Origin of the sequence: Burkholderia sp. Bp9016, from assembly GCF_003857765.1 — a bacterium.
Lineage (GTDB): Bacteria > Pseudomonadota > Gammaproteobacteria > Burkholderiales > Burkholderiaceae > Burkholderia.
The window spans coordinates 1-24,702 of the sequence record NZ_QTPY01000014.1 but is presented as its reverse complement, the minus strand read 5'-3'; the positions used below and the strand labels follow the sequence as shown (position 1 = coordinate 24,702).

Sequence of the window (24,702 nt, the reverse complement as noted above, 5' to 3'; positions counted from 1 at the left end):
TCATGCACCCCAACGGTGCGCCCGCCTGTCCGGCGCGGGACGGGCGCCAGACCGCAGCACGCGGCCGCGGCAGCCGGCGGCCGCGCGATGGCGAAACCGGATAGGCTCGCGTGGCGCCGTTTCCCGCGATTTTGGCGCTATCATTCCCGGTTCACCGGGCCGGGGCCCGTCAGCGAATTCTCACCGGGCGGCGTGTGCGCTGCCCGTCATCGAAGCAATCCATGGATGTCATCGTCATCGGCGGCGGAATCAGCGGCGTCGCCACCGCCCACCAGCTACGCGCGGCCGGCCATCGCGTGTGCGTGGTCGAACGCCACGCGACCGTCGCGCAAGGCGCGACCTACGGTGACGGCGGCACGCTGCTGCCGAGCCCGCTCGACGTCTGGTTCGGCCCGACCTTCATGCGCCAGCGCCAGCCGCGCGACAGCGGCATCGTCTACAAGCCGGGCTTCAACAGCGGCGTGCGCCGCTTCGTCAAGGAACTCGGCGCGCTGCGCGAGCCCGACGCGTTCGCCGCGCAGTACGCGCGGCTGCGCCCGTTGATCGACGCATCGCGCGAGAGCCTCGCCGACATCGAAACGCGCTTCCAGCTCGAATTCGAGCAGAAACCCGGCATTCTGCACGTCGTGCGCGACCCGCGCGACTGGGAGGCCCTGCAGCCAGCGCTCGACCTGCTGCGCACGCTCGACCAGCCGTACCGCGTGCTCACCGCCGACGAATGCGCGGCGCTCGAGCCGTCGGTGCCGGCCGAACCCGGCTTCGCCGGCGGCGTGCTGCTCGAGACCGAACGCACCGGCAACTGCCCGCTGTTCGCGAAACTGGTCAAGCAGGCGCTCGACGAGCACGGCGTACAGTTCCGCTTCGGCGCGGAGGTCGCCGCGATTCGCGTGGACACCGGCCGCGCCGCGGTCGAACTCGCGCCGCCGGGCGGCCGGCACGCGACGAACGCGCGCGAAGTCGACGTGATTTCGGCCGACGCGGTCGTGATCGCCGCCGGCGCCGGCAGCCCGGCGCTGCTCGAGCGGCTCGGCTGGCGACTGCCGCTGCATCCGATCCGCGCGCATACGCTGACCGCGCCCGTCACCTACGAAGAACACGCGCCGCACCTGAGCATCGTGGATTCGATCAAGCGAATCTCGATCACGCGCACGCATCAGCGGTTGCGCATCGGCGGCGGCGCCGTCCTGCAGAGCCTCGCCGACACCGCGAAACCGCTGCCCGAGCCTTTGTCCGAGGCGGCACTCGCGCTGCTCGGCCAGGCCGTGCACGACTGGGTGCCGGGCGCCGCGAAAATCTCCGCCGCGCTGTCGTGGCAAGGCATGCAATTGCTGTCGCCGGACGGCCTGCCGGTCGTCGGTCCGACCCCGCATCCGCGCGTCTTCGTCAATTTCGGCCACGGCCCGGCCGGTTGGGCGCTCGCGTGCGGGTCTGCTAAAGTGGTGACCGACTGCCTGGGCGGCGACACGCAGCAGTGGCCTGCCGACGCGCTCGCCGCGCTGAGCGCCGCCCGCTTCACGACCTGACCGCCGCGGGCCCGTCCCGGGCGGCATCCTCCCTGCCGTCACGATCCCGCGATGACCCTTGCCCGCCCGCTTCCCGACTCCACTCCGATCGCGCTGCTGCGCGTCGCCGACCTGCGTGCGGTCGAGGCCGCCGCGACCGCCGAGCTGCCGCCCCACACGCTGATGGGCCGCGCCGGCGCCGCCACCGCGCGCTGGCTGTCCGAACGGGTCGCCGGCGACGAGCGCCCTGTCTGGTTCGCAGTCGGCCCGGGCAACAATGGCGGTGACGCGCTGGTGGCCGCCGCGCAACTGCAGCAGCTCGGCGTCGCGACGCAGGCGTGGATGCCCGTGCCGGTCAAACCGGACGATGCGCAATGGGCGCTCGGCCTCGCTCGCGCGGCCGGCGTGCCGCTGTCGAGCGAACCGCCCGCGTCGCTCGACGATTACGCATGGGTCGTCGACGGCCTGTTCGGGATCGGCCTCGGCCGTGCGCTCGAAGGCCCGTTCGCCGCGCAGGCCGCGCGCATCGCCGCGCACGCGCGAAGCGGCGGCCGCGTGCTCGCGCTGGACGTGCCGAGCGGGCTCGACAGCGACACGGGCCGAATCGTCGGTGCGGGCGTCGCGGTCGCCGCCACGCATACGCTGACCTTCATCGGCGCGAAGCCGGGTCTTTACACGGGCGACGGCCGCGACTTCGCCGGCGAGATCGAGATCGCATCGCTCGACGTCGCGCCCCCCGCCGTGCCGGCCGTCGTGCTGAATGCGCCTGCGCGGTTCGCCGCCGCGCTGCCCGCACGCGCGTTCGCATCGCACAAGGGCACGTTCGGCAGCCTCGCGGTGCTCGGCGGCGATACGGGAATGTGCGGCGCGCCGATCCTCGCCGCGCGTGCCGCGCTGTTCGCCGGCGCCGGCAAGGTGCATGTCGGCTTCCTGGGCGCCGGCGCGCCGCCGTACGATCCGCCGTTTCCCGAACTGATGCTGCATCCGGCCGACGGCCTCGACCTCGCTGCAATGTCCGCGATCGCGGCGGGCTGCGGCCTCGGCACACGCGAGGCCGCAGCGACGCTCGTGCGCGACGCGCTCGCGCACGATGCTGCCGCGCTGCTCGACGCCGACGCGCTGAACCTCGTCGCGACCCACGCCGACCTCGCGGCGGCCGTTGCCGCACGCGGTGCGCGCGGCAACGCATGCGTGCTGACGCCGCATCCGCTCGAAGCGGCCCGGCTGCTCGGCACCGACACCGCGACCGTGCAGCACGACCGGCTGGCCGCGGCGCAGGCGCTCGCCGCGCGCTACGCCAGCATCGTCGTGCTGAAAGGCTCGGGCACGGTGGTTGCGGCGCCCGACGATCGCGTCACGATCAACCCGACCGGCAACGCGGCGCTCGCCACCGGCGGCACCGGGGACGTGCTCGGCGGCCTGATCGGCGCGCTGCTCGCGCAGCGCGTCGCGCCGTACGAAGCCGCGCTGGCGGGCGTCTATCTGCACGGCCTCGCAGCGGACACGCTCACTGCGAACGGCACGGGGCCGGCCGGCCTCGCCGCGGGCGAGCTCGCACCGATGGTGCGCACGCTGATCAATCGCCTTTTTTACCCGTCGCCGTGCGCCGACATATAACGCCGCTATACTGAGTGCCCCGCCGCACGGCGGGCCCTCTCGTCCGCCGGCCTTCCGATCCCGATGCGCCGGCGCGGCATTCCTCCCGATTCACGCTTCACTCGAACCGCCATGACGCTGAATTCGCTCCCCGCCTGGACTGCCCTTCAATCCCACTTCGAACAGATCCGCCATGCGCGGCTGCGCGACTGGTTCGCGCCGGAAAACGACCACGCACCGACCCGCGCCGAACGCTTCACGATCCCGGGCGGCGGCCTCGCGGCCGATTTCTCGAAGAACCGCATCAACGACGACACGCTGCGCCTGCTCGTGCAACTGGCCCGCGAAGCGGGCGTCGAAGCGCGCCGCGACGCCATGTTCGCCGGCGAGATCGTCAACCCGACCGAAGGCCGCGCAGCGTTGCACACGGCGTTGCGCGCGACCGACCCGCAAGCGCCGTTCCATGCGCAGGTCAGCGCCGAACGCGCGAAGATGGCGACCTTCGCACGCGCCGTGCGCAGCGGCGCATGGACGGGCTACACGGGCAAACGCATCCGCCACGTGATCAACATCGGCATCGGCGGCTCGGATCTCGGACCGAAGATGGTCACGCACGCGCTGCACCACGTCGCGACGCCGGACATCTCGACGCACTTCGTGTCGAACGTCGACGGCGCCGATCTCGCGCGCGTGCTCGAGCAGGTCGATCCGGAAGAAACACTCGCGATCATCGTGTCGAAGACCTTCACGACGCTCGAAACGATGACGAACGCACGCTCGCTGCGCGACTGGTTCGTCGCGCGCGGCTGCCCCGAGGACGCGCTCGCGAAGCACTTCGTCGGCGTGTCGGCCAACCCGGCCGAAGTCGTGAAGTTCGGCATCGCGGCCGACAACGTGTTCGAAATGTGGGACTGGGTCGGCGGCCGCTATTCGCTGTGGTCGGCGGTCGGCCTGTCGATCATGATTGCGATCGGACCGGAACAGTTCGACGAGCTGCTCGCCGGCGCGAACGACATGGATCGTCATTTCCGCGAAGCGCCGCTCGAACGCAACCTGCCGGTGCTGCTCGGCCTGATCGGCATCTGGTATCGCAACTTCTTCGGCTCGCAGAGCTATCTCGTCGCGCCGTATTCGGAAGCGCTGCACTACCTGCCGTCGTACCTGCAGCAGCTCGAGATGGAAAGCAACGGCAAGTCCGCGCGTCTGGACGGCACGTTCGTCGACTACCCGACATCGGCCGTCACGTGGGGCGAGCCGGGCACCAACGGCCAGCATGCGTTCTTCCAGATGCTGCACCAGGGCCCGACGATCGTGCCGATCGACTTCGTCGCGGTGCTGACGCCCGAGCATCCGCTCGCGAGCCATCATCCGAAGCTGCTCGCGAACTGCTTCGCGCAAAGTGAAGCGCTGATGCTCGGCCGCACGCTCGACGAAGCGCGCAAGGTCGCCGGCCCCGGCAAGGAAGCGCTCGCACCGCACCTCACGTTCCCCGGCAACCGCCCGACGACGACGCTGCTCGTCGACGCGCTGACGCCGCGCGCGCTCGGCGCGCTGATCGCGCTGTACGAGCACAAGGTGCTGGTGCAGGCGACGGTGTGGGACATCAATCCGTTCGACCAGTGGGGCGTCGAGCTCGGCAAGATTCTCGGCAAGGTCGTCGAAGCCGACCTGTCGGCCGAGTCGGTCGATCCCGCGAAGCACGATTCGTCGACCGCCGCGCTGATCGAGCGCGCACGTGCGGCGCTCAAGCGCTGACGCGACGCGCGATGCGCATGCCGGCCGTACAGGCGTGAAACGCGCCTGCACGGCCGGCGAGGAAATACAGTGCGGTACTACACCGCGTGCGGGGCGACGATGCGTCCGGCTTCGATCGTTACCGTCGTCGCGCAGCGCCGTGCGAGTTCGGTATCGTGCGTGACGAGCACGAGCGTTGCGCCGTGCGTTCGATTCAACTCGAACATCAGGTCGATGACCGCGTGCCCCGTCGCTGCGTCCAGGCTGCCGGTCGGCTCATCCGCGAACAGGATCGCCGGTCGGGTGACAAACGCGCGCGCGAGCGCGACACGCTGCTGCTCGCCACCCGACAGCAGCTTCGGATAATGCGCGATGCGTTCGGCGAGGCCGACCTGCACGAGCAGCGTGCGCGCACGATCGGCCGCCTCGCGCGCACTGATGCCGCCCTGCAGTTCGAGCGGCAGCATCACGTTTTCGAGCGCGGTCAGGTGCGGCATCAACTGGAACGACTGGAACACGAAGCCGACCGCCCCATTGCGCAGCGCGGCGCGCTCGTCCTCGTCGAGCTGGTCGAGCGCGCGGCCGAGCAGGCGAACCGTGCCGCTCGTCGCGCTGTCCAACCCCGCAAGCAGGCCGAGCAGCGTCGATTTGCCCGACCCCGACGCACCGACGATCGCGAGGCTGCTGCCGGGCCGCACCGCGAGCGTGATGCCGTCGAGGATCGTCAGTTCGCCCGTCGCGTCGGCGACCCGCTTGCATACGTCATGGACTTCGATGATCGGATCGGTAATCTTGAACATGGACACGACATTTCGCTGGAAAAGACGTGCGGCGCTCGCCGCACTGCTGGGTACCCTGCTCGCGGCAACCGTGCCCGCGCTGGCGGCGACGGTTGCCGCGCAGTCGTCGGGCCAGCCCATGCTCGTCGTACTCGGCGACAGCCTATCGGCCGAATACGGGCTGCCGCGGGACACGGGCTGGGTTGCGCTGCTGCGGCAGCGGCTCGCGACCGGACGAATCGATTATAGCGTTGCGAACGCAAGCGTCAGCGGCGACACGACGAGCGGCGGCCGCGCGCGACTGCCCGCCGTCCTGCAACGGCTCAAGCCGTCGATCGTCGTCGTCGAGCTCGGTTCGAACGATGCGCTGCGCGGCGTGCCACTCGCGACGACCGAGCAGAACCTGCGCGACATCATCGCCGATGCGCGGCACGCCCATGCGAAGGTCGTGCTGGTCGGCATGTACGTGCCGGCCAACTACGGGCCCGACTATACGCAGAAATTCCACGCGGTCTATACGCGGCTGTCGAAGGAACTCGAGGTGCCGCTCGTGCCGTTCCTGCTCGCCGGCATCGAGAACAAGCCGGAGATGTTCCAGTCGGATCAGATGCATCCGACACAGCAGGCGCAAGGCATTCTGCTTGACAACGTCTGGCCGGCGCTGAAGCCGCTGCTCGGCAAGCCGCGCGGCTGATACTACCGCCACGCCGGAAAACAAAAAGCCCCGCTTCGAGCGGGGCTTTTTGTCGTGACGTGCGGAACAGTGAACGCCTGAGCGATGCTCAGTTGTCCTCGTCCTGCGCACGGGGCGCCGTACCATACAGCTTCACCTTCGAACGGTCGCGCAGCGCGGCGAGATACGCTTCGCCCTCGCTCTGCGCTTCGACCTGCGCCATCTGCTGCTGCGCGGCTGCGAGTTGCTGCGGATCGACCGCCGAACCCGGGATCACCGCGTTCACGCGATAGATCGCGTAACCGTCCGCACCAAGATCGACGCCGATGTAGGCCGGCAGCGTCTTCGCATCGACCTTGTAGACGGCGCTCAATGCCGCCGGCGTCAGGCCCTGCGATTGCGTACGCGACACCTTCTGCGCGGCACCGAACCCGTCGGTCGACTTCGACTTCTGCAGCTCGGCCAGTTTCGCCGCGCCTTCCTTCTTCGCAAGTTCCGCGGCCTGCTCGGCGATCACCTTCTGACGCACGGCGTCCTTGATCGTGTCGAGCGCGGGCACGGCCGCCGGCTTGTAGTTCGTGACGTGCGCGGAGATCAGCGTGTTGTTGCCGACGTCGATCGCCTGCGTGTTGTTCTGGTTTTTCACCGAGTCGCTCGCGAACACGGCCGCCAGGAACTTCGGATTGTTCAGCGGGCTCGTCGGCGGCAGTTGCGGATTCGGTGTCGGCGTGACGGTGGCCGTCTGGATCGTCAGCTTGTATTTGTCCGCAGCCGGCTGCAGCGACTTCGCCTTTTCATACACGGTCGACGTGAAGCCTTCCGCGTTGTCCGAGAATGCCTTCGACGCATACTGCTGCTTCAGGTCCGCGGCGATCTGGTCCTTCACGTCCGCGAACGGCTTGATCACCGATGGCTTCACTTCGGTCGCCTTCAGGATGTGGAAGCCGAGATCCGACTGCACGACACCGCTGATCTCGCCTTGCTTCAGCGAAAATGCCGCGTCGTCGAATGCCTTGCCGCCCGCCGTCGAACCGCGCGTGATGAAGCCGAGGTCGCCGCCCTTCGCGGCAGACGGCGCGTCCTGCGAGTTCTTCTGCGCGATCTGCGCGAACCGGTCCGGATGCGCCTTCACGTCGGCCAGCAGTTGCTCGGCCTTCGCCTTCGCTGCCGCCTTGTCGGCAGCGCTTGCGTCGCTCGCCGCGGCGATGAAGATGTGGCTCACGCGCGCCTGCGCTTCCGTGCGGAAGTGCGTCGGATTGTCGTCATAGAACTTCTTGATGTCCGCATCGGTCGGCTGCGCGCTCGCGGCGGCTGCGGCCGGCGAATAGACGAGGTACTGGATCGTCGCGGTTTCCGGCGTCGCGAAGCTCTGCTTGTGCGCGTCGTAGTACGCGGCGAGCTGCGCATCGGTCGGCTGCACCTTCGCTGCGTAATCGCTCGTCTTCAATACGAGCGCCTGCACTTCGCGCTGCTGCGCGGCCAGTTCCGACAGACGCTGCGCGAGGCTCTTCGGCGTAAACGCGCTCGACACGATGCTCGCCGGAATCTGCTGCAGCGCGAGGCTGTAGCGCACGCGCTCCTGATACTGCTCGGGCGTCATTCCCTGGAACGACAGCAGCTGTGCATAGCGTTCGACGTCGATCGAACCGTCCGGCTTCTTCAGCGACGCGATCATCGGGTCGCTCATCAGTGCGTCGCGCACTGCGTTGTCGGAAGCAGTGAGGTGCAGACGCTGCGTCTCGTCGGCCAGCACACGTTGCTGGATCAGGCCATCGAGCACTTGCTTGCGGTGTTCGGGTGTATCGAACGCCTTGATGTCGAACTGCCCGCCGAGCGCCTGGCGCGCCTGGTCGATCTGCTGACGGAACGCGCCGTCGAATTCGACTCGCGTGATCTTGTGCCCGTTGACCGCCGCGACGTTCGCACTGTCGTCGAAGAACCCGCGGAAACCTTGGATCCCGACGAAACCCAGCCCCGGCAACACGATCAGGAGCAGGAGCGCCATCATCAGGCGCTGGTGATTACGGAAGAAATCGAGCATGCGTGACGGGAAAATTGGACAAAACGTCCGATATTACAACATACAGGGTGGGACGGGAGAAAAGCAGGCGGCTTCCTCGACTCGACGATCGCGCCCGCAAGCGGGCGCAACCGACGACGCAAATGAAAAAGCCCGCACGAGGCGGGCTTCTTCATTTTCTGGCGGAGCGGACGGGACTCGCCTACATCCTGCAGGCCGCGGCTGCGCATGCATGCGCAGCCCTTCGCGTCCCGCCGGAAGCCGCGCAGGCGGCTTCCTCCACTCCGCAGTCACGCGCCCGCAAGCGGGCGCAACCGACGACGCAAATGAAAAAGCCCGCACGAGGCGGGCTTCTTCATTTTCTGGCGGAGCGGACGGGACTCGAACCCGCGACCCCCGGCGTGACAGGCCGGTATTCTAACCGACTGAACTACCGCTCCTTGGTCTGGCTGAATCGTGAAACTGGTGGGTGCTGAGGGGTTCGAACCCCCGACCTACGCCTTGTAAGGGCGCCGCTCTACCAGCTGAGCTAAGCACCCGTTTCCGATTCGTTCTGGCTGCGATCTGCGTTTCGGCATCAACAACCAGCGAGCCTGCGAGTTTAATTCATTCCAGATCATTTTGCCAAGCCCGAATGCGAATTTTTTTAACATCCATCCATTCGCACGCCACGCCGACTCGCATAAAAAACCCGCGGACACGCCGCGGGTTTCGTGAACAACCGTCAGGGACGGCGTTCGGACGCTCAGTGCTTGACGACTTCCGTCGAGCCGGCATCCTTCGCCGCCTCGCCAACCGGTGCCGCCGCCTTCGCCTCTTCTTCCGGCGGCAGCGGGGTCGGCGTACGTTCGAGCGCGAGTTCGAGCACCTTGTCGATCCAGCGGACCGGCACGATCTCGATCGCGTTCTTCACGTTGTCCGGAATGTCCGCGAGATCCTTCACGTTCTCTTCCGGGATCAGCACGAGCTTGATGCCGCCACGATGCGCCGCCAGCAGTTTTTCCTTCAGCCCGCCGATCGGCAGCACTTCGCCACGCAGCGTGATTTCGCCCGTCATCGCGACGTCGGCACGCACGGGAATCCCCGTCAGCACCGACACCAGCGCGGTCGTCATCGCACCGCCAGCGGACGGACCGTCCTTCGGCGTTGCGCCTTCCGGCACGTGGATGTGGATGTCCTGCTTCTCGAACGCTTCGTCCTTGATGCCCAGACGTCGCGAACGCGAGCGCACGACCGAACGCGCAGCCTCGACCGACTCCTTCATCACGTCGCCGAGCGAACCCGTGCGAATCACGTTGCCCTTGCCCGGCATCACCGCGGCTTCGATCGTCAGCAGGTCGCCGCCGACTTCCGTCCACGCGAGGCCCGTCACCTGACCGACCTGGTTTTCCTTCGCTGCGAGGCCGAAGTCGTACTTGCGTACGCCGAGGAACGTGTCGAGGTTTTCGCCATCGACCTTGATCGCGCCCGATGCCTTCTTCAGCAGCAGCATCTTCACGACCTTGCGGCAGATCTTCGACACTTCCCGCTCAAGCGAACGCACACCGGCTTCGCGCGTGTAGTAGCGGATGATGTCGCGGATCGCCTGCTCGGTGACCTCGATCTCGCCGTCCTTCAGACCGTTGTTTTTCTTTTGCTTCGGCAGCAGGTAACGCTGCGCGATGCTGACCTTCTCGTCTTCCGTGTAACCCGACAGACGAATCACTTCCATCCGGTCCAGCAGCGGCGGCGGGATGTTCAGCGAGTTCGACGTCGCGACGAACATCACGTCCGACAGATCGAAGTCGACTTCGATGTAGTGGTCTGCAAACGTGTGGTTCTGTTCCGGATCGAGCACTTCGAGCAGCGCCGACGACGGATCGCCGCGGAAATCCATGCCCATCTTGTCGACTTCGTCGAGCAGGAAGAGCGGATTGCGCACGCCGACCTTCGCAAGGCTTTGCAGGATCTTGCCCGGCATCGAGCCGATGTACGTCCGGCGGTGGCCGCGGATCTCGGCTTCGTCACGCACGCCGCCGAGCGCCATCCGGACGAACTTGCGGTTCGTCGCGCGAGCGATCGACTGGCCGAGCGAGGTCTTGCCGACGCCGGGAGGCCCGACGAGGCACAGGATCGGCGCCTTGACCTTGTCCACGCGCTGTTGCACCGCGAGATATTCGAGGATGCGTTCCTTGACCTTCTCGAGGCCGAAGTGATCCTCGTCGAGCACCTGCTCGGCGTTCGACAGGTCGTTGTTGACCTTGCTCTTCTTGCGCCACGGCAGGCCGATCAGCGTGTCGATGTAGTTGCGCACGACGGTCGCTTCCGCCGACATCGGCGACATCAGCTTCAGCTTCTTGAGTTCGGCGTCGGCCTTCTTCTTCGCTTCCTTCGGCATGCGCGCGGCGTTGATGCGCTTCTCGAGTTCCTCGAGATCCGCACCCTCTTCGCCTTCGCCCAGTTCCTTCTGGATCGCCTTGACCTGTTCGTTCAGGTAGTACTCGCGCTGGCTCTTTTCCATCTGGCGCTTCACGCGCCCGCGGATGCGCTTTTCGACCTGCAGGATGTCGATCTCGGCTTCGAGCTGCGCGAGCAGGTGCTCGAGGCGCTCGATGACCGGGAACATCTCGAGGATGTGCTGCTTCTGGTCGAGCTTGAGCGGCAGACGCTCGGCGATCATGTCGGCGAGGCGACCGGCTTCGTCGATGCCCGACAGCGACGTGAGAATCTCCGGCGGGATCTTCTTGTTCAGCTTCACGTACTGGTCGAACTGCGACACGATCGCGCGGCGCAGCGCTTCCGTTTCCGCGCTGTCGGCGTGATCGGGCTCGAGCGGCATCACTTCACAGGAGAACTGCGTCTCCTGCTCTTCGATCGACAACGCCTTCGCGCGCTGCAGGCCCTCGACGAGCACCTTCACGGTGCCGTCCGGCAGCTTCAGCATCTGCAGGATGTTGGCGATACAACCGACCTCGTACATGTCTTTTTCGGTCGGTTCGTCCTTGGCCGCGGTTTTCTGGGCGACGAGCATGATGTGCTTGCCGCCTTCCATCGCTGCTTCGAGGGCCTTGATCGATTTCGGCCGGCCCACGAAGAGCGGAATCACCATGTGCGGGAAAACGACGACATCCCGCAGCGGCAGCAGCGGGAGCGTGATGCGTTCCGGCGGAAGAAGTTGGGTGCCTGACATTTCATTTCCCCATGAGTGGAATCAATTGTTCGGTAATTGAGGCCGCCACAACGAATTGCAAGCCTTCAAGTGCGGGAAATATTCGGTAAGAAAGTAACCACCGCGTTTCGAGTCAGAGTTACCCACAAGATAAACGAAAAAAAGCCGCCCACGGACTCATGAACGGCCTTTTCCGCAGAACATCGTCGGCAAGCCGGTCAGTTCGAACCCGCCACCTTCGGCGTGTCCTCATAGATCAGCAGGGGCTTGCCGTCGCCATCGATGACGTTCTCGTCGATGATGACCTTGCTGACCCCCTTCATCGCCGGCAATTCGTACATCACGTCGAGCAATGCCTGCTCGATGATCGAACGCAGCCCGCGCGCGCCGGTCTTGCGGCGGATCGCCTTGCGGGCGACCGCCTGCAGTGCGCCCGGCCGGATCTCCAGCTCGACGCGCTCCATCGCGAACAACTTGTGATACTGCTTGACGAGCGCGTTCTTCGGCTCGACGAGGATCTTCATCAGCGCGGCTTCATCGAGCTTGCCGAGCGTCGCGACCACCGGCAGACGGCCGATCAATTCGGGGATCAGACCGAATTTGATCAGGTCTTCCGGTTCCGTTTCGCGCAGCACTTCGCCCGCGTCGCGTTCCTGCTTGCTCTTGACCGTCGCGCCGAAGCCGATGCCCGTCTTTTCGGTACGGTCCGTGATCACCTTCTCGAGACCGTCGAATGCACCGCCGCAGATGAACAGGATGTTGGTCGTGTCGACCTGGATGAAATCCTGGTTCGGATGCTTGCGGCCGCCCTGCGGCGGCACCGATGCCATCGTGCCCTCGACGAGCTTCAGCAGCGCCTGCTGGACGCCCTCGCCCGACACGTCGCGCGTGATGGACGGGTTGTCCGACTTGCGGCTGATCTTGTCGATTTCGTCGATGTAGACGATCCCGCGCTGAGCCTTGTCGACCTCGTAGTTGCAGTTCTGCAACAGCTTCTGGATGATGTTCTCGACGTCCTCGCCGACGTAGCCGGCTTCGGTCAGCGTCGTCGCGTCCGCGATCACGAACGGCACGTTGAGCAACCGCGCGAGCGTCTGCGCGAGCAGCGTCTTGCCGGAGCCCGTCGGGCCGATCAGCAGGATGTTGCTTTTCGACAGCTCGACGTCGTCCTTCTTGTCGAGATGCTTCAGGCGCTTGTAGTGGTTGTACACGGCCACCGCGAGGATCTTCTTCGCGCGCTCCTGGCCGATCACGTACTGATCGAGGATGTCGCGAATTTCCTGCGGGCTCGGCAGATCCGACCGGGACAGGCTGGCCTCGACGCCGGCGGCAGCCGCCTCGTCGCGAATGATCTCGTTGCAGAGGTCGATACATTCATCGCAGATGAATACCGACGGGCCCGCGATGAGTTTTTTCACCTCATGCTGGCTCTTCCCGCAAAACGAGCAATACAACAGCTTCTCGCTGTTCGAACCTTTTTTGTCCGCCATGAATGTAGAGCCTCCGGACAGGTAAATGACATGATACGCCGAATGCTCCGGACGCCGCGCCTAGGGCGCGACCGGAGCCGGCTGGATGCGCTTGCCGCAGATGCTCAACGCGTTTCGGACGCCACGGGGCGCCGCACGAATCGGGGCGGCACCCTACTTAAACTCAGGGGCGCTTCAGCAGCACCTGATCGATCAGCCCGTACGCCTTCGCGTCCTCGCTCGACATGAAGTTATCACGGTCGGTGTCGCGCGCGATGCGCTCGACGTCCTGGCCCGTGTGCTGCGCGAGCAGATTGTTCAGCCGTTCCTTCAGGTACAGGATTTCGCGTGCCTGGATTTCGATGTCCGAAGCCTGGCCGCGTGCACCGCCGAGCGGCTGGTGAATCATCACGCGCGAGTTCGGCAGCGCAAAGCGCTTGCCCTTCGCGCCCGATGCGAGCAGGAACGCACCCATGCTGGCCGCGAGGCCCATGCAGAGCGTGGAGACGTCCGGCTTGATGAACTGCATCGTGTCGTAGATCGCCATGCCGGCCGACACAGAGCCGCCCGGGCTGTTGATGTAGAGGCTGATGTCCTTGTCGGGATTCTCGCTCTCGAGGAACAGCAATTGCGCGACGACGAGGTTGGCGGTCTGGTCGTTGACTTCGCCGACCATGAACACCAGGCGCTCCTTCAGGAGACGCGAATAGATATCGTACGAACGCTCGCCGCGGCCGCTCGTTTCGACGACGATCGGCACCAGTCCCAGCGCTTGCGCCTCGAAACCCTGCGGCGCGTTCGAAGCAAGCATGTCCAGCAATTCAGCACGAGTGATCATTCAATAAACCTTGTTCGAATGGAAAATTGAACGGAGGGAAGCCGCCCGCTCAATCGCCATATTAATGGCAACCGCGCGCTTGACGTAAAAACGGCGTGCGGGCCGTCGCTCCGACAGCCGGCACGCCGCTAGAGCGACACTTACGCTTGCGCCGATGCGCTCGCGAGTGCCTCGAAGCTCACTTCCTTGTCCGTCACCTTTGCCTTGCCCAGCACGAAGTCGACGACGTTGCTCTCAACGACGAACGCTTCCATCTCGGCGAGGCGCTGCTGGTTCGAATAATACCAGCGGACCACTTCCTTCGGGTCTTCGTAGCTCTTCGCGAACTCGTCGACTTCCGCGCGGATCTGTTCCGGCTTCGCTTCGAGGCCGTTCGACTTCACGAGTTCGGCCAGCACGAGGCCCAGCTTCACGCGACGCTCTGCCTGCTCGGCGAACATCTCGGCCGGGATCGGTGCGTCCTTCGCGTTCGGCACGCCGCGCTGCGCCAGATCCTGGCGAGCCATTTCGACGAGACGTTGCTGGTCCTGCTCGATCAGCGCCTTCGGCACGTCGAGTTCGGAAATCTTCAGCAGCGCGTCCATCACCTGGTTCTTGACGATGGATTGCGTGCGGCGCTTTGCTTCGCGCTCGAGGTTTTCCTTGATCTCGGCACGCATCTTCGTCAGGTCGCCGTCTTCGATGCCCAGCGATTTTGCGAATTCAGCGTCGATTTCCGGCAGGTGCGGCCACTCGATCTTCTTCATTGTGACCGTGAACTGTGCCGTTTTGCCTGCCACGTCCTTGCCGTGGTAGTCGTCCGGGAACTTGAGGTCGAACGTACGCGCTTCGCCGACCTTCAGGCCGAGCGCCGCCGTTTCGAATTCCGGCAGCATGCGGCCTTCGCCGAGCACGAACGGGAAGTCCTCCGCGGTGCCGCCCTGGAACGCGACGTCGTCGATCTTGCCGACGAAGTCGACCGTCACGCGGTCGCCGTTCTTCGCTGCGGTATCCGCACCGCCGTCGCCGTGCTCGCCGGCTTCGCCGCGTGCGTGGAAGTGCACGCGCTGGTTGCGCAGGATGTCCAGCGTGCGGTCGATTTCGGCGTCGCCGATCGACGTCGTCGAGCGCTCGACTTCAGCCGTCGCCAGATCGCCGATCTTCACTTCCGGGTAGACCTCGAACGTCGCGTCGAACGCGTATGCATCTTCAGCCTGCTCCTGCTTCGGCTCGAAGCTCGGCTGGCCAGCGACGCGCAGGTTTTCCGCGCGGCTGATCGTGAAGAACTCCTGGCCGATCTTGTCGCTCAGCACTTCCGCTTCGACCTGACCCGCGTATTGCTGGGCGACCATCTTCAGCGGCACCTTGCCCGGGCGGAAACCCGGCATGCGCACGTTCTTCGCGAGTTTCTGGATACGGGCGTCGATTTCCTTCTGCACGGTGTCTTTCGGCAGGGAAATCGTCACGCGGCGTTCAAGCTTGCCGAGGTTCTCAACAACGTTAGCCATGGCTTCAATCGTCCTAAAATTATTCGAGCGAATCGGGTTTTCCTTGCCGTGCCTGCCTGCGGCGTGAGGTGCACGTAGGTGCGTCACACACGCCGCGCCGGAGCGCCACGCCATCCCTGCACGCGCCGGATGGCTAGCGCAAGCGGCTCGGAGCACGGCTTTGGCCGGAAGAATCGACTATTCTAGCAAACAATCTTCCTCATACCGCCAGATCGGCACGACTCACGTGCGTACCCGGCGTGTCGTCTGCTTCCCGTACGCGGCAATGCGAGCGGATCGCCGCTATGCCGAACGCCATATCCACCGCGGGCCCGCCATCCTGTAAGCTCCGATTGAGCGTGCGCCGCCGTCGCGACCGCGATTCTTCACACCAATTTCGCCTTCCGGAGACACCATGCCGCAACACCCGTCCGCGCCTGTCGTCGTCATCGCGCCCGATTCGTTCAAAGGCTCGCTTTCCGCCGAGCAGGTCGCGGACGCGATCGCCACCGGCATCCGCCGTGCCCGGCCCGATGCGGTCGTGCGCTGCTGCCCGATGGCCGACGGCGGCGAAGGCACGCTCGATGCGATGCTGGCCGGCGGCGGCACGCGGCGCACGCTGCGGGTGGCCGGCGCGTCGCTCGCGGCACGCGACGCGGCGCTCGGCGTGATCGACGCGCGCACCGCGATCGTCGAGACGGCCGAGATCGTCGGCATCACCGATGCGGTCGGCATGAGCGTACCGGTCGAGGCGCGCAGCACGCGCGGGATGGGCGAAGCGATCCGCACGCTGCTCGACGAAGGCGTGCGCCGCTTCTTCGTCGCCCTCGGCGGCAGCAGCACCAACGACGCAGGCGCCGGCCTTCTCGCCGGCCTCGGCCTGCAATGCTTCGATGCGGCCGACCAGCCGGTGGAACCCGTCCCGGCACGGCTCGCCGACATCGCGCGCATCGACGTGTCGGAGCTCGATCCGCGCCTGAAGGAAGCCGAATTCATCGGCATGTCGGACGTCGACAACCCGCTGACGGGCGCGCATGGCGCAACCGCCGTGTTCGGTCCGCAAAAAGGCGTGACGCCCGAGCAGGTTGCGCCCCTCGACGCCGCGCTCGCGCGCTTCGCGGACCTGCTTGAAGCCGCGCTCGACCGGCGCAGCCGCGACTTGGCCGGCGCCGGCGCCGCAGGCGGTCTCGGTTTCGCGCTGCACATGCTGGGCGCGCGGTTCGAAGCCGGCGCGGAAGTCGTCGCACGGCAAGTCGGCCTCGATACGGCGCTCGCGGGCGCCGACTGGCTGATCACTGGCGAAGGCCGCTCCGACGTGCAGACACTGCACGGCAAGGCACCGTTCATCGCGTGCCGCCATGCGCAGGCCGCGGGCGTGCCCGCGTCGCTGCTGTCGGGCGCAGTCGACCCGGCCGCGCTGCCGCGCCTGTCCGAGCATTTTTCCGGCTGTTTCTCGCCGGCACCCGGGCCGATCACGCTCGACGTCGCGATCCGCGATGCGGCGAACCTGCTCGCTAACGAAGCCGAACAGTTGACACGGCTGAAGTACGGCGCACACTGACCGTTGACCCGAGCGCGCGATACAGGAACAATCGGGCCCGCCCTTTTTCTTCAGGATTCGACATGAAAGGCCGTCAAGCCGGGCTCGATCAGTTTCTGACCTATCGCCTCCACGCGCTCACGAAGCGATCCGACCGCGGGATCGCCGAGGTGTACCGGCACAAGCTGGACATCTCGCTGCCCGAGGCGCGCGTAATCGCCGCCGTCGGCGCCTTCGGTCCGTTCTCGATCATGGATCTCGCGCGCCACACCAATCTCGACAAAAGCCAGGCGAGCCGCGCGGCCGAAGCTCTGCTGCGCCAGGGGTTGCTCGAGCGCAGCGCGAGCGAGGAGGACGGCCGGATCGTGCTGATCGCGCTGACCGCAGACGGCCGCGCGCTGAATCGCAAGATCATGCCGATCGTGCGCAAGTGGAACGAAGGCCTGCTCGCGGGCCTGTCCGACAGCGAGCGCCAGACGTTCGAGCGGCTGCTCGACAAGGTCGTCGCGCACGCGATCGAACAGGATAACTGAGGCGGCCCAACGCTCGATGTCCGCGCCGCGCGTTGCTCGGTGCGGTACCGCGTGCGTCGCAACAAACATCGGATCGACGGGCGGCCCCGCGAGTGCGTCACGCACGATGCAGGCCGCCCTGTTTTATTCAGATGAATCAGCTGGCCGCCCGGGTTGCGTGAGTGCACCGGGCCGCCGTCCGGCCTCCCCCGCCCCGGTACACGCCGAACGTTGTCCTCCCCGGTCCGCAACCGCCTCCGCATACCGGCCGCCCTCTGCTACAGCCCGCTGTTTTCCGCCCGCTGACGTAGCAAGCCGAGCACCGCGTCGCAATATGGCGTCGGCACATCGAGCTTGCGGCCCAGTTCCGGAAACACGCCGAGGATCGGCCCGATCTCGAGCGGACGCCCCGCCTCGAAATCCTGCAGCATCGACGTCTTGAACGCCCCGAGCTTGCGCGTCACCGCGATCCGCTCCGGCCCGCTCATCCCGGTGTGAAGACCGAGCTTCGCGCCGACCGCAGCAGCCTCCTCCATCATCCGCAACGCAAGATGCTCCGTGTACGGATCGTCGAGCAACTGCTCGGCGGTCGAACCCGTCAGCGCGCTCAGCGGATTCATGTTCATGTTGCCCCACAGCTTCGTCCATATCTCGGCGCGGATCGCCGGCGTCGACTCGACGTCGAAGCCGCCCGCGGCAAGCGCCGCCGCGAGCCGCGCCGTCGGCGCATCGAGTCGCGGATCGGGCGAGCCGACGATCAGGCGATTGCCGCGTCCGCGGCGCACGACACCCGGCCCATCGGTGCTCGACGACAGATGCACGACGCAGCCGATCGCCTGCGCAGGCGGCAGCGCCGCCGACACCGCGCCGCCCGGATCGACCGCGTCGAGCGGTACACCGTCGATCGCCCCCGCGAGACCGTGCGTGAACCACCACGGCAGCCCGTTCATCGCGGCGACGATCACGGTGTGGGGCCCGACCAGCGGTGCGATGCGCGCGGCCAGCGCCGGCAACGCCTGCGCCTTCAGCGCGATCACCACGTAGTCCTGCACGCCGAGCGCGGCCGCATCGTTGCTCGCGCGCACGGGAATCGACGACATCGCGCCCGTCTCGTCGATCACGCGCACACCGTGCGCGTTCAACGCATCGAGCGTCGCGCCGCGCGCGTACGCGCTCACGGTCATGCCGGCCCGCGACAGCGCCGCCGCGAGCAATCCGCCGATCGCGCCGACACCGACCACCGCCGCACGCACCGACCCTGAATTCATGTCGTTCATGATGGAAATTCGTCTCCTGGGGCTGACGAGCATAACGCTCAATGGTTGCGGATACAACCATTTATGCGAGCGCGCGACGTACCCGCGTCGGCCCGGTTCACCGTACCGGACTGCCGGCCTCGGCCGGTTCGTCGTCGGTCGGCCCCGTCGCACCGAGCACGCCGGCGATCTGGCTCTTGTCGTGCATGCCGAGCTTGCGGTACGCGCAGCGCAGGTAATGCCGCACCGTCGTCGGTGAAATCGCCATCTGCTGCGCCACCTCCTTGTGCGAGCGCCCGGCGCCGTAATAGCGGATCGCCGCCAGCTCGCGCGGGCTCAGCCGGTCGAGCAGCGAGCGCGGCCGCGCCTCGATCTGGAACAGTCCGGCGACCGGCACGCACTGGATGCGCAACGCGTCGCCGATGAACGGCTGGCCCGACTGGCGCCGCACGTGGGTGACCAGCGGCTCCGGCACGCGCGGCCCCGTCCACTCAGGCCATTCGGTACGCAGCACGTCGTCGAAGCCGTGATCGGCGTGGTGCAGCACGCCGAAGTTGTCACACAGCGCGCGCGCCGCCGGCGCCGCCGCGTCGCCGCGCTCGCGCGTGAGCTGCGCCGCCCGATTGATCGTGAGCGCGGCTGCGAGATGCGGAATCGTCTCTTCGAAACGATTCGCGTCATCGTCGCTGAACGGCCGGTTCAGGCCCTGCCGGTAGATCGACATGAACGTCGTCAGACCGAAGCGCCGATCGAGCGTACACACGCACATCAGTTGCGCGAGCCCGTACTTCACGCACCAGTCGCGAAACCGCGCATCGACCCCCGGCTCGACGACCGACAGCCGCACCGCGCGGCCATGCGCGCCGAGCAGCGTGCGACGGGCGAGCGGATCGCAGTCGCGCACGCGTTTCCAGTCGCTGAAAAACGCGTGCGGAAGACGGTACAGGAAGCTGTTGTGCATCACCGGGCCGGTCGGCACGTGCGTCGCGACGCCGGTCCACGCGGCATCGAACGGGATCAGCGCCTGCAACAGCGAAAAGAAGCGACACTCGAACTCGCCGATCCCGGATTGCGCGGCGACCGCATACAGGTCGAGCAGCATCAGGCCGAGCGCGCGCTGCGATGCGTCGCCGCGCGTGACGCCGTCGAAATCGGCGCGGCGGGACGGCAATGGCGGCCATGCGGATTCGTCGAGCACGATCGCGGCAGGCACGTCGCGCAACGCGTCGAGATCCTGCCCGATATCCGTCGTGATCCTCACCTTCCGCTCCCCTGCCCGTTCGGGCCGCTGATACGCGCAACGCAGACCGGCCGATTATAGCGATCGTCATTTTTGACGGGCACCGCTGCCGGAACACGCGGCAACCCCATCCATTTGAACGGTAGGCCGCACGTTGCTGCTGCGCAGCACGCGTCGCGGCAGCGCGGCGGCACGCGTGTGCCGCACTCCGCGGGTTTTCCGCACCGTTCATCTGTACGACTGTTCGACAGCTTTCCTGCTGCGGACACTGCGTCGCGACAACACCAACGACACACACCGATGCAGGACGGTATGGAGAACCCCACGTGACGAAACCCCGCTTCATCCGCACAGCCGCGACCGCAGCCGTCGTGACGCTCGCTACGTGCAGCGTCGCCGCGCACGCGCAATCGGCACTCACGCTGTACGGCGCGCTCGACACCGGCGTGCAGTACCTGACGCATGCCGACGGACGCCACTCGGCCGTGCAGTTGCAGAACTACGGCATCGTGCCGTCGCAGATCGGACTGAAGGGCAACGAAGATCTCGGCGGCGGCTGGCGTGCGCTGTTCAAGCTCGAGCAGGGCCTGAACGTCAACGACGGCACTCCGACCGCTCCCGGCTACGCCTTTTTTCGCGGCGCATACGTGGGTATCGCGGGCCCGATCGGCACCGTCACGCTCGGCCGGCAGTTCAGCGTGCTGTTCGACAAGACGCTGTTCTACGACCCGCTGTGGTACGCGTCGTACAGCGGCCAGGGCGTGATCATGCCGATGACGGCGAACTTCATCGACCACTCGATCAAGTACCAGTCGCCGACCTTCGCCGGCTTCGACGCCGAAGCGCTCGCCGCCACGGCCGGCGTCGCCGGCAATACGCGCGCCGGACGCGTGCTGGAACTGGGCGGCCAGTACACCAGCAACGGGCTGTCGGTGAGCGCGGTGCTGCATCAGGCGCATGGCGATGCAACGGCCGCGGATGACGCATCCGCCCGTCGCCGCGAACTCGGCACGCTCGCCGCCCGTTACGCGTTCGCGACGCTGCCGCTCACCGTCTACGCGGGCGTCGAACGCGTGACCGGCGACCTCGATGCGGCACGCACCGTCATCTGGGGCGGCGCGCGTTACCTGATCGCGTCGAGCGGAATCGGACTGAACGCGGGCGTCTACCACACCGATTCGCACACGCCGGCAATCGGCCATCCGACGCTGTTCATCGCGAGCACCACGTATGCGCTGTCGAAACGCACCGTCGCCTATGTGAACGTCGGCTATGCGCGCAACAGCGGCCAGAGCTCGCAGACCGTCTACGAATACGACCCGACGCCGCTCGCCGGCGCGGCGCAGTTCGGCGCGATGGTCGGCATGTACCACCTGTTCTGATCCCGTCCACCTGGAACCCGCCATGAAAACCCTTTGCTCCGATGCCGCGCCGCCGTCCGACGGCCGCGCATCGACCTTTGCGCGCTCGACGCTCGTCGCGCTCGTCGTGTTCGCCGCCATCACGCCGCTGCTGCTGCTCGTCGCGCCGGCCGTCGCCGGTCAGCTCGCGACGCAGCTCGGACTGTCCGCATCGCAAATCGGCACCTACTTCTTCGTCGAACTCGGCGCGTTCAGCCTCGCGACCGTGCCGTCGTATCTGTGGCTCGGCCGCGTCGATGCGCGCCGCGTCGCCGCTTGCGCAATCGCGCTGTTCGGCGCGGGCAATCTGCTCACCGCGGTGTGGATGCCGGGCTTCGTCGCGCTGCTCGCGCTGCGCGCCGTCACCGCGCTCGGCGGCGGCTCGTTGATGGTGCTCTGCATGACGAGCGCGGCCACCAGCAAGAACAGCGATCGCGTATACGGCCTGTGGGTCGTCGGCCAGTTGATCGCGGGCGCGATCGGGCTGTTCGTGCTGCCTCACGTGTTCGTCGCGTTCGGGCTGCGCGCGCTCTACGTCGCGCTCGCGGTGCTTGCCGTCATCGCGGCGCCGCTGTCGCGCGGCTTTCCGGCGACGCTCGGCGCACGGGCCGCGTCGGCGCAGACCACGCGCGACGCCGCATCGCATACGCCGCGGCTGTACGTCGCGCTCGCGATCGGTGCGGTACTGACGTTCTATCTCGCGATCGGCAGCGTGTGGACGTTCGCGAGCCGTGCCGCGGCGCAAGCCGGCCTCGATCCGCAGTCGACCGGCAACGTGCTCGCGATCGCGAGCGTGATGGGAATCGCCGGCGCGGCGCTCGCGTCGTGTGCGGGCGGCCGCGTCGCGCGGCGGGCGATGCTCGCCGCCGGGTACGCGCTACTCGCGGCGTCGCTCGTCGCACTCGCCGCACTTCCGCATGTGAGCGGCTACAGCGCCGCGATCTTCGCGTTCAAGTTCGCGTGGACCTTCGTGCTGCCGTTCATTCTCGCGACCGTCGCGCAGATCGATACGTCCGGGCGCCTCGTCGCGACGCTCAATTTCGTGATCGGCGCGGGCCTCGCGGCCGGTCCGCTGCTCGCCGGGCTACTGCTCGACGCAGGCGGCACGATGCACGCGCTGTTCGCGATCGCGACGGCCGTTGCGATCGCATCGTTCGCCGCGCTGCGTCATATCGATCGCTGCGCGCCCGCTTCCGTGATTCCCGTTTCCTCCCAACCGTGACAGGTCAAGCCCATCCATGAATCGCACTGCCTTCTTCACCGACGAACGCACCTTCTGGCACACCAGCGGCACGCACGCGCTGTTCTTCCCGGTCGGCGGCTGGGTCCAGCCGCCGTCGAGCGCGGGCTACGCCGAATCGCCCGATTCGAAGCGCCGCTTCCTGTCGCTCGTGCAGGCGTCGGGGCTTGCCGCTCACCTCGACATACACGGTGCCGCGCCGGCCACGACCGGCGATCTGCTGCGCATTCATCCCGCGAGCTATCTCGACGCGTTCCGCGCGCTCAGCGACGCGAACGGCGGCGACCTCGGCGATCTCGCGCCGTTCGGCAAGGGCAGCTACGAGATCGCTGCGCTGTCCGCAGGCCTCGCGATCGCGGCCGTCGACACGGTGGTCGCCGAATGTGCGGCCAACGCGTTCTCGCTGTCGCGGCCGCCGGGCCATCACTGCCTGCGCGATCGTCCGATGGGCTTCTGCCTGCTCGCGAACATCCCGATCGCGATCGAGGCCGCGCGTGCGAAACACGGGATCGAACGCGTCGCGGTGATCGACTGGGACGTGCACCACGGCAACGGCACGCAATCGATCTACTACGACGACCCGGATACGCTGACGATTTCGCTGCACCAGGACCGCTGCTTCCCGCCCGGCTACAGCGGCGGCGGCGATCGCGGCGAAGGCGCGGGCGTCGGCACGAACCTGAACGTGCCGCTGCTCGCCGGCAGCGGCGACGACGCGTATCGCTACGCATTCGAGCGGATCGTGCTGCCCACGCTGGAGCGGTTCCGGCCCGAACTGATCGTCATCGCGAGCGGCCTCGACGCGAGCGCGGTGGATCCGCTCGCGCGCATGCAGCTGCATACCGACAGCTACCGATTCATGACGCGCGCGGTGAAGGAGGCCGCGCAGCGTCACTGCGGCGGGCGGCTCGTGATCGTTCACGAAGGCGGCTATTCGGAGGCGTATGTGCCGTTTTGCGGACTCGCGATCGTCGAGGAACTGACCGGCATGCGCACCGACGTCGCCGATCCGATGCTCGAGCTCGCGATCGCGCAGCAGCCGGGAGAACGCTTCGTCGCGTTCCAGCGCGCGTTACTCGACGAGCTGGCGACGTCGTTCGGGTTGTAAGGCCGTGCTCTCGCCCGCTCTCTCGCGCTCCCTCGCGGGAACGGGCGATGCCGGGGCCGGCATGCTCAGCCCCTTGCGGGATCGGTGCGGATCGGGTCTCCTGTGCATTTACACCTGCCAGGCTCCGGCCTTTCTTCAGATGAAATCGTCCCCGCGCGAACCCGATTCCAACGACAAAGCGCGCCGCCGGCCTTCGAAGCTCGCCGTGAATATCGCCGCCGTGCTGGTTGGCGTTATTACGTTCGCGATCGGCGTGGCGTGGCTGATCTATAGCTGGGTCGTCGATCGCGAAGCGCAGTATTTCGCGATTCCGCTGGTGTTTTCGGTACCGGTGATCGTGGCGGTCGCGGTGCGCAGTTTCTGGGACTAGCCACGCTCGCAACGACAAAGCGCCGCGGTCGGTCGACGCGCGGCGCTTTCGGGAATCGGATGTATCGCGTTGATCGAACGAAGCGGCAAGCCGCTCCGTTCGTCGGTGGCACAGTCACAGGCCCGCGCGTGCGCACGGGTTCGGAACCGTCCCCTGATAGCCCTGGGTCACGCTCAGCGCGGAACCCAGCAGCGCCTTGCCAACCGATTTCAGCACGGTGTCCATGTTCAGCGGCAGGCCACTTTCGATCGGCCGTCCGGAGTAAGCCGTGCACGCCGCCGACGGCGCGGCCGTCTGCACCGATCGCGCGCTCCAGGCAATGTTGTCTGCGGGTATCCCGGCAAAAGCCGGCATGGCCAGCGTCAAGGACAAAACGGAAATCAGCGTGCGCGTGGTGTGGATCAGCGACGGCCCCCGGTTAAACAGCCCGCGTAAATGAAAGGTTTTGTTCATGATTATACGGAGCCGGGTTGGCGGCGCACGCAAAAGCGTGTGCGGCCGCGGAACGGCATCAACCGCCATGGCGACCAGTACGGCGCGCCGCAAGCCGCGGCCGGGATAGCAGCCGAGCATGAGGACATTTCGACGCCTCGTTGCAAGAGCATCGCCCTCCGCGAGGCTCGCCGCTTCCGCGAGTCCAGCGATCTGCACGTATAACAAAAAGCCCCGCGAGTGCTGAGCTGCACCCCAAAAGTTGGACATCGATCCAACGGTAATCCCCCCGAGAAACCGGTGTGATCAGAAGTAGAATTTTCTTGTTGAGGGAGTTCTACGGAATGAAGAAATCGAGATTCACGGACAGCCAGATCAT

The 24,702-nt window shown here is 66.6% G+C and carries 19 protein-coding genes and 2 tRNA genes; 10 read left to right on the top strand and 11 right to left on the bottom strand.

Features of this window, described 5'->3' with window-relative positions; genetic code table 11:
• The first annotated feature begins 221 nt into the window (after positions 1 to 221).
• From DIE13_RS18110 to pgi, 3 genes are all read left to right on the top strand, one after another.
• Complete coding sequence (locus tag DIE13_RS18110; protein ID WP_124828439.1) at positions 222 to 1,523, top strand: FAD-dependent oxidoreductase; 1,302 nt, start codon at positions 222 to 224, stop codon at positions 1,521 to 1,523.
• Positions 1,524 to 1,574: 51 nt separating this feature from the next.
• Positions 1,575 to 3,119 carry an NAD(P)H-hydrate dehydratase gene (locus tag DIE13_RS18105; protein ID WP_124828438.1) on the top strand — a complete coding sequence of 515 codons (1,545 nt, stop codon included), beginning with the start codon at positions 1,575 to 1,577 and terminating at the stop codon, positions 3,117 to 3,119.
• A gap of 111 nt (positions 3,120 to 3,230) precedes the next feature.
• Positions 3,231 to 4,853, top strand: a complete 1,623-nt coding sequence (gene pgi, locus DIE13_RS18100; protein ID WP_124828437.1) for a glucose-6-phosphate isomerase — start codon at positions 3,231 to 3,233, stop codon at positions 4,851 to 4,853.
• 77 nt (positions 4,854 to 4,930) lie between these two features.
• On the opposite strand, the gene DIE13_RS18095 is transcribed toward pgi, so the two are convergent.
• Entirely contained in the window at positions 4,931 to 5,632 is a 702-nt protein-coding gene (locus tag DIE13_RS18095) for an ABC transporter ATP-binding protein (protein ID WP_124828436.1), read from the bottom strand.
• Here DIE13_RS18095 and DIE13_RS18090 point away from each other — a divergent pair.
• Complete coding sequence (locus DIE13_RS18090; RefSeq protein WP_124828435.1) at positions 5,631 to 6,305, top strand: arylesterase; 675 nt, start codon at positions 5,631 to 5,633, stop codon at positions 6,303 to 6,305. The two genes, DIE13_RS18095 and DIE13_RS18090, sit on opposite strands and share 2 nt — an antisense overlap.
• An 88-nt stretch (positions 6,306 to 6,393) precedes the next feature.
• On the opposite strand, the gene DIE13_RS18085 is transcribed toward DIE13_RS18090, so the two are convergent.
• The 7 genes from DIE13_RS18085 to tig form a co-directional block, all read right to left on the bottom strand.
• A complete protein-coding gene (locus DIE13_RS18085) occupies positions 6,394 to 8,325 on the bottom strand; it encodes a SurA N-terminal domain-containing protein (RefSeq protein WP_124828434.1) in 1,932 nt (643 codons plus the stop codon).
• A 342-nt stretch (positions 8,326 to 8,667) separates the two neighbouring features.
• Positions 8,668 to 8,744: transfer RNA gene (locus DIE13_RS18075), tRNA-Asp, on the bottom strand.
• Positions 8,745 to 8,767: 23 nt separating this feature from the next.
• Positions 8,768 to 8,843, bottom strand: a tRNA-Val gene (locus tag DIE13_RS18070).
• Positions 8,844 to 9,049: 206 nt separating this feature from the next.
• A complete protein-coding gene (gene lon / locus DIE13_RS18065) occupies positions 9,050 to 11,473 on the bottom strand; it encodes an endopeptidase La (RefSeq protein WP_044843675.1) in 2,424 nt (807 codons plus the stop codon).
• Positions 11,474 to 11,670: 197 nt separating this feature from the next.
• A complete protein-coding gene (gene clpX, locus DIE13_RS18060; protein WP_006754177.1) occupies positions 11,671 to 12,942 on the bottom strand; it encodes an ATP-dependent Clp protease ATP-binding subunit ClpX in 1,272 nt (423 codons plus the stop codon).
• 163 nt (positions 12,943 to 13,105) lie between these two features.
• A complete protein-coding gene (gene clpP, locus DIE13_RS18055) occupies positions 13,106 to 13,759 on the bottom strand; it encodes an ATP-dependent Clp endopeptidase proteolytic subunit ClpP (protein WP_006496351.1) in 654 nt (217 codons plus the stop codon).
• Positions 13,760 to 13,899: 140 nt separating this feature from the next.
• Complete coding sequence (tig, locus tag DIE13_RS18050; protein ID WP_124828433.1) at positions 13,900 to 15,246, bottom strand: trigger factor; 1,347 nt, start codon at positions 15,244 to 15,246, stop codon at positions 13,900 to 13,902.
• Positions 15,247 to 15,640: 394 nt separating this feature from the next.
• Between tig and DIE13_RS18045 the strand changes: the two genes are divergently transcribed.
• Entirely contained in the window at positions 15,641 to 16,786 is a 1,146-nt protein-coding gene (locus DIE13_RS18045; RefSeq protein ID WP_124828432.1) for a glycerate kinase, read from the top strand.
• 62 nt (positions 16,787 to 16,848) lie between these two features.
• The gene (locus tag DIE13_RS18040) at positions 16,849 to 17,298 is read left to right on the top strand and encodes a MarR family winged helix-turn-helix transcriptional regulator (protein WP_124828431.1); all 450 of its coding nucleotides are present in this window, start codon (positions 16,849 to 16,851) and stop codon (positions 17,296 to 17,298) included.
• A 257-nt stretch (positions 17,299 to 17,555) separates the two neighbouring features.
• Here DIE13_RS18040 and DIE13_RS18035 read toward each other — a convergent pair whose 3' ends face one another.
• A complete protein-coding gene (locus DIE13_RS18035; protein ID WP_124828430.1) occupies positions 17,556 to 18,554 on the bottom strand; it encodes a 2-dehydropantoate 2-reductase in 999 nt (332 codons plus the stop codon).
• Positions 18,555 to 18,651: 97 nt separating this feature from the next.
• Positions 18,652 to 19,794 carry a helix-turn-helix transcriptional regulator gene (locus DIE13_RS18030; protein WP_124828429.1) on the bottom strand — a complete coding sequence of 381 codons (1,143 nt, stop codon included), beginning with the start codon at positions 19,792 to 19,794 and terminating at the stop codon, positions 18,652 to 18,654.
• A gap of 305 nt (positions 19,795 to 20,099) precedes the next feature.
• Between DIE13_RS18030 and DIE13_RS18025 the strand changes: the two genes are divergently transcribed.
• The 4 genes from DIE13_RS18025 (at position 20,100) to DIE13_RS18010 (ending at position 23,891) form a co-directional block, all read left to right on the top strand.
• Entirely contained in the window at positions 20,100 to 21,155 is a 1,056-nt protein-coding gene (locus DIE13_RS18025) for a porin (protein WP_124828428.1), read from the top strand.
• 22 nt (positions 21,156 to 21,177) lie between these two features.
• The gene (locus DIE13_RS18020) at positions 21,178 to 22,395 is read left to right on the top strand and encodes an MFS transporter (RefSeq protein WP_124828427.1); all 1,218 of its coding nucleotides are present in this window, start codon (positions 21,178 to 21,180) and stop codon (positions 22,393 to 22,395) included.
• 16 nt (positions 22,396 to 22,411) lie between these two features.
• A complete protein-coding gene (locus DIE13_RS18015) occupies positions 22,412 to 23,521 on the top strand; it encodes a class II histone deacetylase (protein WP_124828426.1) in 1,110 nt (369 codons plus the stop codon).
• 139 nt (positions 23,522 to 23,660) lie between these two features.
• Positions 23,661 to 23,891, top strand: coding sequence for a hypothetical protein (locus DIE13_RS18010; protein ID WP_124828579.1), 231 nt, complete (start codon positions 23,661 to 23,663; stop codon positions 23,889 to 23,891).
• A gap of 114 nt (positions 23,892 to 24,005) precedes the next feature.
• Here DIE13_RS18010 and DIE13_RS33440 read toward each other — a convergent pair whose 3' ends face one another.
• Positions 24,006 to 24,464, bottom strand: coding sequence for a hypothetical protein (locus tag DIE13_RS33440; protein ID WP_244097732.1), 459 nt, complete (start codon positions 24,462 to 24,464; stop codon positions 24,006 to 24,008).
• Positions 24,465 to 24,702: the final 238 nt, after the last annotated feature.